The following is a 12,547-nucleotide window of genomic DNA, read 5'->3' on the forward strand; positions in this document are numbered from 1 at the left end:
TCATGCCCATCCTCGACCTCCAGAAGCGCTCCCGCACCCTCGGCCGAATCCGCCTCGGCCAGAAGGGCGACCGCGGCCAGCCCCAGAAGCTCGACCGCTTCCGCCTCACCTCCGCCAGCGAGCCACTCCTCAACAAGGTCGCCGAGCTCTACGGCGGCGAGGTCCACCCCTGGACCCCTGCCGGCGGCTCCCCCGCCTTCGAGGTCATCACCGACTCCCGCCGCCTCCCGATCATGGTCCCGCCCCAGCCCGTCACCCAGTGGTTCGAGGCCTGGCGCAAGTCCGGGTGCGTCCACCGCTGCGACGGCCGCACGAACGTCTTGACCGACGAGCCGTGCGACCCCGAGGACGCGCTCCACCAGGAGGCCACCGAGAAGCCCACCACCCGCCTCAACGTCGTCCTCCGCGACGTCGAGGGCGTCGGGGTCTGGCGCGTCGAAACAAAGGGCTGGAACGCCGCCGCCGAGCTGCCCGACGTCGCTGAGTTCCTCGCCCAGGCCGGCGGCTACGTCGACGGCTGGCTGGCGCTGGAGCAGCGCACCAGCGTGGACAACTCCGGCTCCAAGGCGGTCACGCGGCACTTCATGGTGCCGATCATCGAGATCGACGTGACCCCCGCGCAGCTGATGGCCGGCCGCGGTCGGGTGGCGGCGCCGGTGCTGACGGGTGGTCCGGTCGGGGACCGGCCGGCGCTCGCTGCCGCGGGTCCGGACTACGTCGCGCTCGCCGCCGACGCCACGACGGTCGAGGAGGTCCGGGGGCTGTGGACTCGCGCGAACGATGCGGGGCACCTCACCCAGGGCCTGGACGAGCACCTCAAGCGCCGTGCGCACGAGATCACGGCCTCCGGCGCTCCTCAGGCCGGCGCGGCCGCGCGCGTCGAGGAGCCGCAGCCGGACGCCGAGGGTGTCGCGGACGCGGTGGTCGTCGACGAGGATGCGGACGCGGTGTGGCAGCAGATCGTGCTCGAGGCCGGCCGGCAGGGCATGACCGCCAGCCAGCTGCAGGACGACTTCCCTGCCCGGATGGGCGGGCTGATCCCGGACGACGCGTCGGCGGGCGAGCTGCGGCACTACCTGGGGCTGCTGCAGGGCGGGACGGGGGCCGCAGCATGACGCGGCCGTCGTACGTCGCAACCCCGCTCGAGCGGGTGCTCTGGGACTCCCGCAACCGGGACCGGCAGGCGATCCTCGCCATGCAACGACGCCAAGACGTCTGGTGGCGAGGCTGGGGCATCCTGCGGCGCAAGCCCTGGCGGGCGAGCCATGGCCCCCAGATCCGTGGCCGATCACCCCGCGTCGCGCTGTCCAACCTCCGACGCTGGCTCCGAGCCGCCCACGACTGCCAAGACCCCGCCGTCGCGTGCACCTGCGCAGGCAGCTTCCGCTTCCCCACTCCGGACCTGCGGCGGGGGGTGCAGTCCTGATGGCCGCCACGAAGTGGTGGGAGCAGCCGTTCGCCGCGCTCGACACCGAGACCACCAGCCCCGACCCCACCCAAGCCCGCATCGTCACCGCCGCCGTCGTCCACCGCATCCCCGGCCAGAGGCCCAAGCCGATCCGCTGGCTCATCGACCCCGGCGTCGACATCCCGGACGAGGCTGCCGCCGTCCACGGCTACACCAACGACCGCATCCACGCCACCCTCGCCCAGCACGGCGCGAAGCCCGGATGGGCACTCCAGGCCGCCCCCACCGGCGCCGTCCGAGCCATGCCCGCTGAGGCCGCCATCTTCAACCTGTGCATGCAGACCGCCGGGTGCATCCTGCGCGAGCAGGCGCTGGTCGTGCACAACGCCGCGTACGACCTCACCCTCCTCGAGCACGAGGCGGCCCGGTACGACGTCGACCCGCTGTCGGTGCGGCCGGCCGGGCTGCGGGGCGTGGTGGACCCGATGGTGATCGAGAAGGCCTTCGACCAGTACCGCAAGACCTGCTACCGCAAGAGCCCGGACGGTGCGGAGTGTGACCGGGAGACCCCGGTGCACGTGTGCGGCGGCTGCCGTGGCGGCAAGTGGAAGTGTGGCGGCTGCGGGACCACCGACCGCACCCTGACCAGCCTCTGCGCGCACTACGGCGTCGTGTTCCCCGCCGACGCCGCGCACGACGCCGCCGCCGACGCGATCGCCTGCGTCCGGCTGCTGTTCAAGCTGCTCGGCGCGTGGCCGGAGATGGCGCGGTGGCGGCTCCCCACGCTGCACGCGCATCAGGAGACGTGGCGCCGGCAGCAGCAGAAGGGGCTGCGGGAGTTCTTCGACAAGGTCGGGAAGGACCACGACGGCTGCTGCGGGGCGTGGCCGGTGCACACCGACGCGTGCGCGGGCGCGCACCGAGAGGTGGTGGCGGCATGAGCGCCCTCGCCGTCCCCCTGCACTGCCAGGAGACCGCCGCCGCGGTGGCCACCCGTGACCGGGCCGCGACCGCCGACCAGCTCATCGACGTCGCCTGCAAGGACGCCATCCGCCTCCTCCGCGGCGGCCGCGCCGGGATGGCGGAGTACCGGCTCGCCCGGGCCGGCACCGCCGCCGACCGGATCCTCGGCACCACGACCACGAAGGACGGCGCCCGATGAGGTACACCACCCGCCCCCTCTCGGACCGCACCTGGTTCAACACGTCCCGGCGCTCCAGGTCCCAGTTCACCTCCACTTGGGCCGACACCCTCACTCTCCTCGAGCGCGAGATCGAGCACCTCAAGGGCCGCGAGCTCGTCATCGAGGTCGACGTCCGTGAGCAGGACATCCGTCTCGACGGGATGCTCCGCGCATCCGCGGTCGCCTCGGACCCCGCCGTCGTGCTCGCCATGGAGTCCAAGCACGGGCCGCTGCTCTACCGGTGCGACCGGTACAACGCGCTTCCCTACCGACGGTCCACCGAGCGCGGCGAGGTCGCCCCGAAGGTCTGGATGCACAACGTCCGCGCGATCGCGCTCACCCTCGAAGCGCTCCGCGCTGTCGACCGGTACGGCGCGACCGAGACCGGCCAGCAGTACGCCGGGTTCAAGGCACTCCCGGCCGGCCGCGCGATACCCGCCTCCCACATGACCTCCGACGAGGCGTGGTCGATCATCGGCTCCTACCAGCTGGAGCCGGTTGCGAAGTTCCGCGCGGAGGCGTGCACGGACGAGGTCCGCGCGGCCTACCGCCGAGCGCGCGCCGCCGCCCACCCCGACCGCCACCGCGGCGACCGCACGCTGTGGGACCAGGTCGAGCAGGCCGCCGCCGTCCTGGGGGTGGCCCGGTGAAGAACCCCGAGAACTGCGGCTACTCCGAGGGCGTCATCCACTCCCACACCGAGCACTGCCACCAGGCCGGCATCCAGCTCGGCCGCGAGCAGGAGCGCGGGCGCATCCTCGCCTGGCTCCACGACCAGGCCGCCCTCCACCACCACGCCCACGGCGACGCCGCGCGCCGCGGCGCCCTCAACCACGCCGCCGACCGGCTCCGCGACGGCCGTGCGCCGGGCCGGGCCGAAGGAACGGAGACGACCGATGGCTGACCTCAACTCGGCCGAGACTGCCCACGTCGGCAAGACGGGTGGAGGGGGCGGCAAGTGGGTCGCCTACGACAGCCCGAAGCCGCCCGCGGTCGCGGACCACTACGCGTTCTGGGGTGACGCCCCGCCGACCCGCTCCGAGCGGTGTGCGTGGTGGGTTCGGCAGATCGAGCGCGGGTGGCGACCCAACCGGCGGATCGCCGGAGAGTGCTACGACTGCTCCGCCGAGTGGTACGGCGTCTACATCTGGGAGTACCTGAACGTCATCGCCCCTGCGCTGTCCAGTCCGACCGCACCCGAGTTGAGCGCCGACCACGCTCGCTGTCGGCGCTGCGGCGCGGTGGTTCACCTGCTGCTGATCGCGCACCACGACCGTGACTGCCCTGTCGCCACACCGACCGGTGCGTCGACGGGCGGCAACCCGACATGAACCCCTACCTCGGCCTCGCCATCATCCTCACCGCCATCGCCATCTCCTGGTGGGCCGCCGGCGGCTTCCGCAACCCACCAGGAGGAGACCCACGATGAACATCCTCGCCATCGACCCCGGCAACACCGAGTCCGCCTACGCCCTCATCCACGCCACCACCCACCGACCCATCCACGCCGCGAAGCTCCCCAACGAGCAGCTCCGCATCGGACTCCAACGCAACGCACTCGGCCAGGCCGCCGAGCACGTCGCGATCGAGATGATCGCCTCCTACGGCATGTCCGTCGGCGCCGACGTCTTCGAGACCTGCGTCTGGATCGGCCGGTTCGCCGAGTCCAGCCGACTCCGCACCGGCCACGAGCCCGACCTCGTGAAGCGCCACCCGATCAAGCTCCACCACTGCCACTCCTCGAAGGCCAAGGACTCCAACATCATCCAGGCCCTCGTCGACCGGTTCGCGCCTGGCGAGCCCAACCGCGGGAAGGGCACCAAGGCCAACCCGGGCTGGTTCCACGGCTTCGCCGCCGACATGTGGCAGGCCTACGCCCTCGCCGTCTACGTCGCCGACCAGCTCGAGGCGAGCCCAGCCGGCCATGCAGCGGGGTTCTGATGGTCACCAACCTCGGCAACGCCACCGCCTACGTCGCCGGTACCGGCCACCGACCCCTCCCCAAGGCCGACGAGCACGGCTACCGCCGCGCCCACCAGCCACGCGCGAAGAAGCCCAGCGGCCTCGACTGGGACGCCCTCACCCCCCACTGCAAGACATGCGGGCAGAAGTCCGGCCAGCTCGACAACAACGACACCTGCCCCACCTGCCGCGGCGACGCCCCGAAGACCACGCCGAAGACCGCCCGCCGACACGGCCCCTACCAGCAGCTCCCCGACGACGAGATCGAACGCCGCTTCACCGCACCCGCCTCCGCACCCGACAACACCCGCCTCGGCGCCGACCTCGCCGACCTCGAAGCCACCGACCCGAAGGTCACCGCAGCCGCCGCAGCACTCGATGACGCCACCGACCGCATCACCCGCCCCGACGACCACGTCCACGCCGATGCTCTCCGCGTCGACGACACCCCAGAACTGCCCACGGAGGGTAAGCAGGGCCAGCCCACGACGCGGATTAGCGCACCGCGCGTAGCGACCAGCGCGGATCCAGCCGAGGCGGCTGGCGCTGGTTCCTCCACCGCCGAGATGAAGGACCCGGCGGTCGCCCAGGAGACGCGCCCTGCGGCGACCGCCGGCCCGACCAACACCAGCCCGGCCTACACCCCCGAGGGCAACCTCGACGCCCAGATCCAGCACGCCGCACGCGTCCTACGCGACACCGCCACCCACCACCACCCCGCCATCAAGCTGCTCCGCCTCAACGCAATCGCCGCGATCGAGGCCCTCCACCTGTTCGTCGAGATGAACCACCCACAGACCCCCGCGCCGGCGCCCGCCCTCCCCCGTGACGGCGCCGGCGCGGGCCCCGACCGGCCGGCCGCCGACCCGGAAGGGGAAGCCGGACGGCGGCCGGCCGCCCGCCGCGCCCCACGCTCGCGCCGATCGAGCGCTGTCACCGTCGACGAGCAAGCCATCATCCGCGAGTACAAGGCCGGCGACACCGCGCCCACGATCGCCCGCCGCCACGGCATCGGCCCGAAGCGGGTCCGCGACATCCTCGACCGCCACGGCATCGCACGCCGCGACGACCGAGCCACCCACTCAGGCGGCCGCAACAAGCTCCACCTCACCGACCAGCACCGCGAAACCATCGTGCGCCGCTACGTCGTCGACCAGGCCGCCATCGGCAAGATCTCCCGCGACACCGGTCACGGACGCCACACCATCACGGCCATCCTCAAGGACGCCGGCGTCACCATCCGCCCAGCCGCGCACCTCGCCCGAGCAACCGTCCTCACCGACACCCAGCGCGCCGAGATCGTCACCGCGTACATCGACGGCGGCGAGTCCAGCCACGTCCTCGGCACCCGGTACCGGATCCGCGCCGAGACCGTGCGCCAGATCGTCGTCGACGCCGGCTACCAGGTCCGGCCCAGAGGCGGCGAACCGGGCACCGACCGCCTGACGGCGCTCGGCGTGACCGCGGCCCAGGTCAAGGCATGGGCACTCGCCCAGGGGCTCATCGACCAGATCCGCACTGGTCGCGTCCCGGGCCGGCTCATCGACGCCTACGAGCAAGCACACCCCACCACCACCGCAACACCCGACCAGTCAGGAGACACCGCAGCATGACCGACACCCACGGCAGCATCGGCACCAAGGGCCTCGACGGCACCGGCTTCACCGAAGACCTCATCGGCGACCACTTCCACGGCGTCGGCACCCACATCATGGCCATCGTCGACCTCCAGGTCGTCGACAAGGCAGGCCCCAACCTCAAGGGCAAGCGGAAGGTCACCTACGTCATCGACGGCATCGAACCAGCCACCGACGACAACCTCGCCGAGCACCTCCGCGAGCTCCAGCGCACCGTCTACCTCAACCGGCAGAAGACCGGCGCCCAGGCCACCATCGACCAGGAGCTCGACGGCACCGGCGCCGAGCCGACCGTCGCCGGCGTGGTCGCCGCCGGCGCCGCCCACCGGCCGCACCCGTTCCTGCCCGTCGACGCCTCCCAGGACAACCCGATCTGCGACGTCTGCGGGCTCCTCGAAGCCGCACCCCGACACAGCGTCCAGGACCAGCTCCCCGACGGCGAAGGCGAGGAGCACGACCCGGACGGCGAGGAGCACGAGGACGACCTGGAGGGAGACGAGCCGCACGACGACGCGGAGCCCTGGGAGTACGAGGCCCCGGAGGGCCAGCTCCCCGCCACCGCGATCCCCGACCCCTTCACCACCCCCGAGCCCGACCCGGCCGCCTGAGACCAGCGCCCGGGGAGTCAAACCCAGCCGGCCCGGCCCGCGACACCCGGAACCCGGCAGGCAAGGACGCCCACCAAGCCCGCGACCCCTTTCCCGCGGGCGGCGCACCTGCTCCCCGGGCGCACCCCAGCACCACCCCGCAACACCGAGCACCACCCGCCGGACTCCCCCACCGCCGGCCGGGACACATCACGCCAGGCACGGAGGCACCGCGTGACCCACGACGGACCACCACCCCGTCACCTCCACCCAGTGGACCCACCGTTCGACCCCGACTACGACGGCCGCCGCGCCCCCCAAGACCTCGGAGCCGAACGCGCCATCCTCGCTGCCCTCCTCGCCCCCACCCGCGACCACGAAACCCACCCCGGCGAGCTCCTCGCCACCGAACTCGACCCCGACGACTTCTACCTCCCCGAACACCAGCTCATCTGGGAGACCTGGCACCAACTCCACACCCGCGACGGCGTCCCACCCGACTCCGTCCTCCTCAACGAAGCCATCGTCCGCACCCGCGACGTCAAAGCCATCCGCGCCCTCACCGACATCGTCGCCGACCGCGCACGCGACCTCCCCAACGACACCCTCGCGCCCCAGCACGCCCGCATCGTCCGCGACACCGCACGCCTCCGCGACGTCGACGAACTCGCCACCGGCCTCCGCCAGATCGTCAACAACGCCCGCATCGACCAGATCGACGCCTACCTCGGCGAAGCACTCCAACGCCTCGACCAGACCGTCATGCGGTTCGGCGCCACCACCACCAGCGCCGCCTCCGGCTACAAAGACCTCTCCTGGGTCCTCACCGGCCAAGCACCCGAGATCGAACCACCCCGCTGGGTCCGACACGACGCCGGCCACGCCCTCTTCTACGCCGGCAAGGTCAACGGCGTCTTCGGCGACCCCGAGACCGCCAAGACCTGGCTCGCACAGTGCGCCATCGTCGAAGCCCTCAACACCGGCGGCACCGCCGCCATGGTCGACGTCGACCACAACGGCGAGAACCACACCGCCGCACGCCTCCTCCTCCTCGGCGCCCACCCCGAAGCCATCGCAGACGGCACCCGCTTCCGCTACTACGACCCCGAAGACGGCGACCAGCTCCGCAACGCCATCACCGAGATCACCACCAACGCCCCCGACGTGTTCCTCCTCGACTCCCTCGGCGAGGTATTCCCCATGCTCGGCCTCAACTCCAACGACGGCGACGAACTCACCGGCGGCCTCCGCCTCATCTCCCGCCCCGCCGACGCCGGCACCTGCGTCATCTTCATCGACCACCTCCCCAAGTCCACCGAAGCCCGCGCCACCGGCTTCGCCATCGGCTCAATCGCCAAGAAGCGCGCCGTCCGCGGCTCCTACATCCGCGCCGAAGAACGCATCAAGCCCGCCCCCGGCCAGGTCGGCAAGATCAGCCTCTTCGTCGAGAAGGACACCGCCGGCGAGCTCCGCAAGCAGATCCCCGGCGGGAAGTACCTCGGCACCTTCGTCCTCGACTCCCGCGAACCCCACGTCAGCCGCTGGGCCGTCGTACGCGAAGACGCCCCCACCGACGCCGACGGCCACAAGCGCTACACCCGCGTCATGGAGCGCATCTCGCGCTACGTCGAGGACAACGACCAGTGCACCGGCAACGAGATCAAGGACGCGATCGGCGGCAAGCCGACCATCGTCGCCGAAGCCATCAAGACCCTCGTCTCAGAGGGCTTCGTCTCCGTCATGAAGGGCCGCAACCGCAGCCACCTCCACCACTCCATCGCCCACTACCGAGAGGCCGAGGACGACCATGTCCAGCACCACGACTGACCACCTCGACGCCACCCTCTCAGGTGGTTCCCTCAGTGGTTCCCCAAGTGGTTCCCTAACCGGTCCCAGGGCATCCAGCGAGCAAGTGGTTCCCCGGTTCCCCTCTCCTCCGGAGGGGAACCACTTGCGAGCCCTCCGCGCGAGTGGTTCCCGTCGGCACGGGAACCGCCGGGACTCACTGCTCCGTGAGGGCGCGATCGGCCGCAAGGACGGTGCGTGATGGTCGGCGCCCTCAAGGACGGGCCGTGCTCGTCGCGTGCTCATGGTCAGGCCGCGCCCGGCGGCGGGCCGTGCCCGCTGTGTGGCCGGCCTCGGTGCTCGGCGGCGGCGAAGACTCGGGCTGGTGAGCGGTGTCGGAAGAACCCGCACCCGGGCGCGTCGATCTGCACGAACCATGGGCTGACTGCTGCTGGTCGGGCGAAGGCGGCGGAGCGGCGGACGGAGGCGGCTGCGGAGGAGCTGCGGTCGCGGCTGATCTGGAACACCAGCGCGGCGCCAGTCAGCGACCCGATCGGGGAGTTGCAGCTGCTGGCCGGGCAGATGCGTCAGGCGGTGGATCTGCTCGGCGCGATGCTCGGTCCGGGTGACCCGTGCGAGTCGTGTGGGCGTGGGCCGTTGCCGTTGGACTCGCCGGCGGGTGTCGCGTGGTTGAAGCAGCAGCGTGAGCTGCGTGGGGTGTTGGAGGCGATGGGTCGTTTGGGGATCGCCAGCCGTGCTGTGGAGGTGCAGCAGGGTCAGGCGGATCTGGTGTTGGGGTGGTTGCGGGATGCGCTCGAGGCGGGCCGCGGCATGCCGGCCGGGAGCACGCCGGCGCAGGTGGTGGAGGTGGTGCTGGCTGCGTTCGTCGACGCAATGCGCCGCGGCCGCGGCGGGTCGGTCATCGCGGGCGAGCTCGACCAAGGGACCGCGTCGTGACCCGGCCGTTGACCGCGCGCCGGGTCCGCCGGGCTCGGCGGCTCATCGCCCGCGAGGCATGCCCAGCCCGCTGGGGCATCCGCCACCGCTGGGGTGGCATGTCCGGCCTCTCGGGTGCCGGGCTGTTCGTCAGGTGCCGGAACTGCGGGGAGGTCGAGTAGTGGCGCTCTCCGGCTTCCGCGCCCAGGCGCATCCGCAGCAGACCTCGCGACGCTGGCCGGCCGACGTCGACGAAGTGGACGACCGCGCGACGCACCCGCTCGACTTCGCCGACTTCAGCGACCGGTACGGGCCGTTCACGGTCGACGTCGCCGCCGCGGCCCACAACACGAAGTGCGACCGCTACTGGACCCGCAAGGACGACGGCACCGCTCAGGACTGGTCCGGAGAGCGCGTCTGGTGCAACCCGCCCTACTCCGACATCGCGCCGTGGATCCGGAAGGCATGGGCGTGCTGGGCGTCGACGTCGGGGATCACGATGCTGCTGCCGGCGAACCGGACCGAGCAGTCGTGGTGGCAGCTGATGGTCGAGCCGTACCGCGACCGGCCCGGGTCTCCGCTGCGGTGCGAGTTCCTGCCCGGCCGGATGAGGTTCCTCAAGCCCGGGCAGACCGCCGTCGGGCCGAACCAGCGGCCGCCGTTCGGGTGCGTGCTCCTGGTCTGGGACGCCGGCGTCAACGCCACGCTCACGTACTCGGCCGACCGGATCCCGGCCGGCGGCCTGTTCGAGGAGGCCACGTCATGAGCCGCCCCCTGCCGGTGTGCCCGGCGTACGACGTCTGGGGCGGCTACCGGCTCCGGTGCGTTCTTCCGGTCGGCCACGACGGCGACCACCTGGCGTCCGAGCTCGAGCCCGTCCTTAGTGGGGCCAGCGCTGACACTGGCCCTACCGAGACGGCTGCGGGGCCGGACGTCCGCACAGAGGCTTCGGTAGGGCCGCGCACTTCTCTCTCCTCCGGTGTCAGCGCCGAAGGTCCGTCGATGTTACCGGGCGCGAGACAGTCGCGGCTCGGACAGGTCCGCGACGGGAGTGGCGTCTGATGCCGATCCGTCCTGAGAACCGCGGCCGCTACCCCGCCGACTGGCCCGCGATCAGCCAGGCGATCAAGGACCGCGCCGGCTGGCGGTGCGAGTGCACCGGCGAGTGCGGCCGCCCCTACCTGCACCTCGACACCGACGACCGCTGCCGGAACCGGCACGGCGAGCCGGCGTACGGCACCGGCTCCCGCGTGGTGCTCACCACGGCGCACCTCGACCACACGCCGGAGAACTGCGACCCCGGCAACCTGCGGGCGATGTGCCAGGGGTGCCACCTGCACTACGACCGCGCTCACCACGCCCAGACCCGCGCGGCGACACGTCGCGCCGAGGCCGCCGCGCTGGCCGGCCTGTTCGACCTCGACGTCCAGGAGACCCCGTGACTCACCCCAGGCCCAGCAGCCGCAGCAGGGCTGCGACGACACTCCCAGCGAACTCCGCTCGGTCTATCCACCGCTCGAGCTTCCTCACGGTCCGGGGGCTCTCCGGGCTGTTGTGCGGGATCCACTCCGCTACTCGGGTGGCGAACAGGTACAGGTCGGCGCGTGCACGTCGTATGGTCACGCATCTCGGGTGTGCGGCGTGGACCCGGTGGGCTGACGACGAGGCTCAGTGGACTAGTCCGGTTCGCGCGGCGGTGACCCGATGAAGGCGTTGACGGTGCAGCAGCCGTGGGCGTGGGCGATCGTGCACGGCGGGAAGGACGTCGAGAACCGGACTCAAGCGTGGTCGTATCGGGGCCTGCTCGCCATCCACGCCGGTGCGCGCTGGTCCGATCGAGGCGGACGCTCAGGGCTCGTGTGGGACGCGCTGCGGGACCCGCTACGGCTGGCCGACCGGGGCGGTCACTGCGCGTGACGACCGGCGGCCCGGGTTCGACGTGATCCGCCCACTTGGCGCGATCATCGGCGTGGTCGACTTGGTCGGCGTGCACGCAGCGCAGTCGGTCGCCCGCTGGCCTGAACAGCCCGCCTGCTGTGACTCGCGGTGGGCCGAGACGTCGTACGCCGAGCACGGCGGCCGCACCCGCCGCGACGTCGTGCACCTGGTGCTGGAGAACCCGCGGCCGCTCCCCGAGCCGATCCCGTGCAAGGGCCGGCTCGGGCTGTGGACGCCGCCGGCCGATGTGCTGGCGCAGCTGCTCGCTGACGCCGGATGGGAGCGCACCGAATGAGCGGCACCGCCGACCCGCACGAGCCTCCCCCGCTGCCCGCTTTCCAGTGGCGGGTGACCCGCACACCGTCGGTCGTCAGGTCGGGTGGGCCGGAACGGATCTACGACCAGGCGGCCGCGGATCCCGCCTACGAGACGCCGCGGGTCCGGGGGTTCTCGGTCGCCGACGTCGACCCAAGCATGACCCTGCTTAGACGAGGTGTCCTCTGCCCTCGATGTGCCCCGAGCACTTTGGGTTGGTGCACACACGCTGCTCACCGAACGACTGCTCACGCTCAGCCATCTTCCGTGGCCGGGCGACCTGGTCGATCCGCACGGGTTTGCCGCAGAGCCCGCACGGCCTGTCGTCGCTCATCGCTGACCGGCTTCGATGTCGGCCTGCATCTGAGCCTGGGGGACGAATCTCCGTTGCTCGGAAACCCAGATGCACAGCCTGTTGCTGTCGACCGTCAGGTCTCCGCCACGTACGAACGACTCAAGGGATCCGTCCTCGTGCACGACCTTGGAGTGCTCAACCAGCGAGCCGACCGCAACGGCAAAGGTTCCCATGTCGTCCAACTGGGAGAACGCGACCCCGGTTACGCCCGCCACCATGATGACGCCGTCGTTGGAGACGTCTCCAGGCTCGAAGGCCCCGTTGACGCTGAGCACGGCGTCATCCTCGACGACCAGGCGCCCTGCGAACGCGCCGTTCACGGTGAGGGCTGCTCCGCCGTGGATCGTCGCACCGCGCACACCGCCGTTGACCGTGACCGATCTGGTGACGTCCAGATTCTCGAACTCGCCGTAGAGATCGCCAGCGCTCATCTCGCCGCCC

The 12,547-nt window shown here is 71.7% G+C and carries 17 protein-coding genes; 16 read left to right on the forward strand and 1 reads right to left on the reverse strand.

The genetic code is table 11. The annotated features are described in order from the left end of the window. Positions 1–2: 2 nt before the first annotated feature. From FHU40_RS04840 to FHU40_RS04915, 16 genes are all read left to right on the forward strand, one after another. On the forward strand, positions 3–1,115 hold the full coding sequence (locus tag FHU40_RS04840) for a recombination directionality factor (protein WP_183591109.1): 1,113 nt from the start codon (positions 3–5) through the stop codon (positions 1,113–1,115). After that, on the forward strand, positions 1,112–1,426 hold the full coding sequence (locus tag FHU40_RS04845; RefSeq protein WP_183591110.1) for a hypothetical protein: 315 nt from the start codon (positions 1,112–1,114) through the stop codon (positions 1,424–1,426). The genes FHU40_RS04840 and FHU40_RS04845 overlap by 4 nt, the downstream gene beginning before the upstream one ends. Further along, complete coding sequence (locus tag FHU40_RS04850) at positions 1,426–2,349, forward strand: 3'-5' exonuclease family protein (protein WP_183591111.1); 924 nt, start codon at positions 1,426–1,428, stop codon at positions 2,347–2,349. The genes FHU40_RS04845 and FHU40_RS04850 overlap by 1 nt, the downstream gene beginning before the upstream one ends. After that, positions 2,346–2,570 carry a hypothetical protein gene (locus FHU40_RS04855; protein ID WP_183591112.1) on the forward strand — a complete coding sequence of 75 codons (225 nt, stop codon included), beginning with the start codon at positions 2,346–2,348 and terminating at the stop codon, positions 2,568–2,570. The genes FHU40_RS04850 and FHU40_RS04855 overlap by 4 nt, the downstream gene beginning before the upstream one ends. Next, positions 2,567–3,241 carry a molecular chaperone DnaJ gene (locus FHU40_RS04860; protein WP_183591113.1) on the forward strand — a complete coding sequence of 225 codons (675 nt, stop codon included), beginning with the start codon at positions 2,567–2,569 and terminating at the stop codon, positions 3,239–3,241. The genes FHU40_RS04855 and FHU40_RS04860 overlap by 4 nt, the downstream gene beginning before the upstream one ends. Beyond that, complete coding sequence (locus FHU40_RS04865) at positions 3,238–3,495, forward strand: hypothetical protein (RefSeq protein WP_183591114.1); 258 nt, start codon at positions 3,238–3,240, stop codon at positions 3,493–3,495. Before FHU40_RS04860 ends, FHU40_RS04865 begins: the two co-directional genes overlap by 4 nt. Next, positions 3,488–3,922 (forward strand): hypothetical protein, encoded by a 435-nt coding sequence (locus FHU40_RS04870; RefSeq protein WP_183591115.1) that lies wholly within the window; start codon positions 3,488–3,490, stop codon positions 3,920–3,922. The genes FHU40_RS04865 and FHU40_RS04870 overlap by 8 nt, the downstream gene beginning before the upstream one ends. Positions 3,923–4,016: 94 nt before the next feature. Further along, complete coding sequence (locus FHU40_RS04875) at positions 4,017–4,532, forward strand: hypothetical protein (RefSeq protein ID WP_183591116.1); 516 nt, start codon at positions 4,017–4,019, stop codon at positions 4,530–4,532. Next, entirely contained in the window at positions 4,532–6,166 is a 1,635-nt protein-coding gene (locus FHU40_RS04880; protein ID WP_183591117.1) for a hypothetical protein, read from the forward strand. The genes FHU40_RS04875 and FHU40_RS04880 overlap by 1 nt, the downstream gene beginning before the upstream one ends. Then, a complete protein-coding gene (locus FHU40_RS04885; RefSeq protein WP_183591118.1) occupies positions 6,163–6,798 on the forward strand; it encodes a hypothetical protein in 636 nt (211 codons plus the stop codon). Before FHU40_RS04880 ends, FHU40_RS04885 begins: the two co-directional genes overlap by 4 nt. A 252-nt stretch (positions 6,799–7,050) precedes the next feature. Beyond that, complete coding sequence (locus FHU40_RS04890; RefSeq protein WP_183591119.1) at positions 7,051–8,604, forward strand: DnaB-like helicase N-terminal domain-containing protein; 1,554 nt, start codon at positions 7,051–7,053, stop codon at positions 8,602–8,604. A 216-nt stretch (positions 8,605–8,820) separates the two neighbouring features. After that, positions 8,821–9,519, forward strand: coding sequence for a hypothetical protein (locus FHU40_RS04895; RefSeq protein WP_183591120.1), 699 nt, complete (start codon positions 8,821–8,823; stop codon positions 9,517–9,519). A gap of 160 nt (positions 9,520–9,679) precedes the next feature. Next, on the forward strand, positions 9,680–10,264 hold the full coding sequence (locus FHU40_RS04900) for a DNA N-6-adenine-methyltransferase (protein ID WP_221199508.1): 585 nt from the start codon (positions 9,680–9,682) through the stop codon (positions 10,262–10,264). A 295-nt stretch (positions 10,265–10,559) separates the two neighbouring features. Further along, positions 10,560–10,940 carry a hypothetical protein gene (locus tag FHU40_RS04905; RefSeq protein ID WP_183591122.1) on the forward strand — a complete coding sequence of 127 codons (381 nt, stop codon included), beginning with the start codon at positions 10,560–10,562 and terminating at the stop codon, positions 10,938–10,940. Positions 10,941–11,202: 262 nt separating this feature from the next. Beyond that, positions 11,203–11,415, forward strand: coding sequence for an ASCH domain-containing protein (locus tag FHU40_RS04910; RefSeq protein ID WP_183591123.1), 213 nt, complete (start codon positions 11,203–11,205; stop codon positions 11,413–11,415). Positions 11,416–11,437: 22 nt separating this feature from the next. Continuing rightward, entirely contained in the window at positions 11,438–11,731 is a 294-nt protein-coding gene (locus FHU40_RS04915; protein WP_183591124.1) for a hypothetical protein, read from the forward strand. Between the two features lie 350 nt (positions 11,732–12,081). Here FHU40_RS04915 and FHU40_RS04920 read toward each other — a convergent pair whose 3' ends face one another. Continuing rightward, positions 12,082–12,537, reverse strand: a complete 456-nt coding sequence (locus FHU40_RS04920; protein WP_183591125.1) for a hypothetical protein — start codon at positions 12,535–12,537, stop codon at positions 12,082–12,084. Between the last annotated feature and the right edge of the window lie 10 nt (positions 12,538–12,547).

The sequence above is a fragment of the Nocardioides soli genome (genome assembly GCF_014191495.1).
Lineage (GTDB): Bacteria > Actinomycetota > Actinomycetes > Propionibacteriales > Nocardioidaceae > Nocardioides > Nocardioides soli.

Coding starts and splice junctions, on each gene's coding strand:
- FHU40_RS04850 (WP_183591111.1), top strand. CDS start 1,426: ATGGCCGCCACGAAGTGGTGGGAGCAGCCGTTCGCCGCGCTCGACACC.
- FHU40_RS04860 (WP_183591113.1), top strand. CDS start 2,567: ATGAGGTACACCACCCGCCCCCTCTCGGACCGCACCTGGTTCAACACG.
- FHU40_RS04880 (WP_183591117.1), top strand. CDS start 4,532: ATGGTCACCAACCTCGGCAACGCCACCGCCTACGTCGCCGGTACCGGC.
- FHU40_RS04855 (WP_183591112.1), top strand. CDS start 2,346: ATGAGCGCCCTCGCCGTCCCCCTGCACTGCCAGGAGACCGCCGCCGCG.
- FHU40_RS04845 (WP_183591110.1), top strand. CDS start 1,112: ATGACGCGGCCGTCGTACGTCGCAACCCCGCTCGAGCGGGTGCTCTGG.
- FHU40_RS04840 (WP_183591109.1), top strand. CDS start 3: ATGCCCATCCTCGACCTCCAGAAGCGCTCCCGCACCCTCGGCCGAATC.
- FHU40_RS04870 (WP_183591115.1), top strand. CDS start 3,488: ATGGCTGACCTCAACTCGGCCGAGACTGCCCACGTCGGCAAGACGGGT.
- FHU40_RS04910 (WP_183591123.1), top strand. CDS start 11,203: ATGAAGGCGTTGACGGTGCAGCAGCCGTGGGCGTGGGCGATCGTGCAC.
- FHU40_RS04920 (WP_183591125.1), bottom strand. CDS start 12,537: ATGAGCGCTGGCGATCTCTACGGCGAGTTCGAGAATCTGGACGTCACC.
- FHU40_RS04905 (WP_183591122.1), top strand. CDS start 10,560: ATGCCGATCCGTCCTGAGAACCGCGGCCGCTACCCCGCCGACTGGCCC.
- FHU40_RS04885 (WP_183591118.1), top strand. CDS start 6,163: ATGACCGACACCCACGGCAGCATCGGCACCAAGGGCCTCGACGGCACC.
- FHU40_RS04875 (WP_183591116.1), top strand. CDS start 4,017: ATGAACATCCTCGCCATCGACCCCGGCAACACCGAGTCCGCCTACGCC.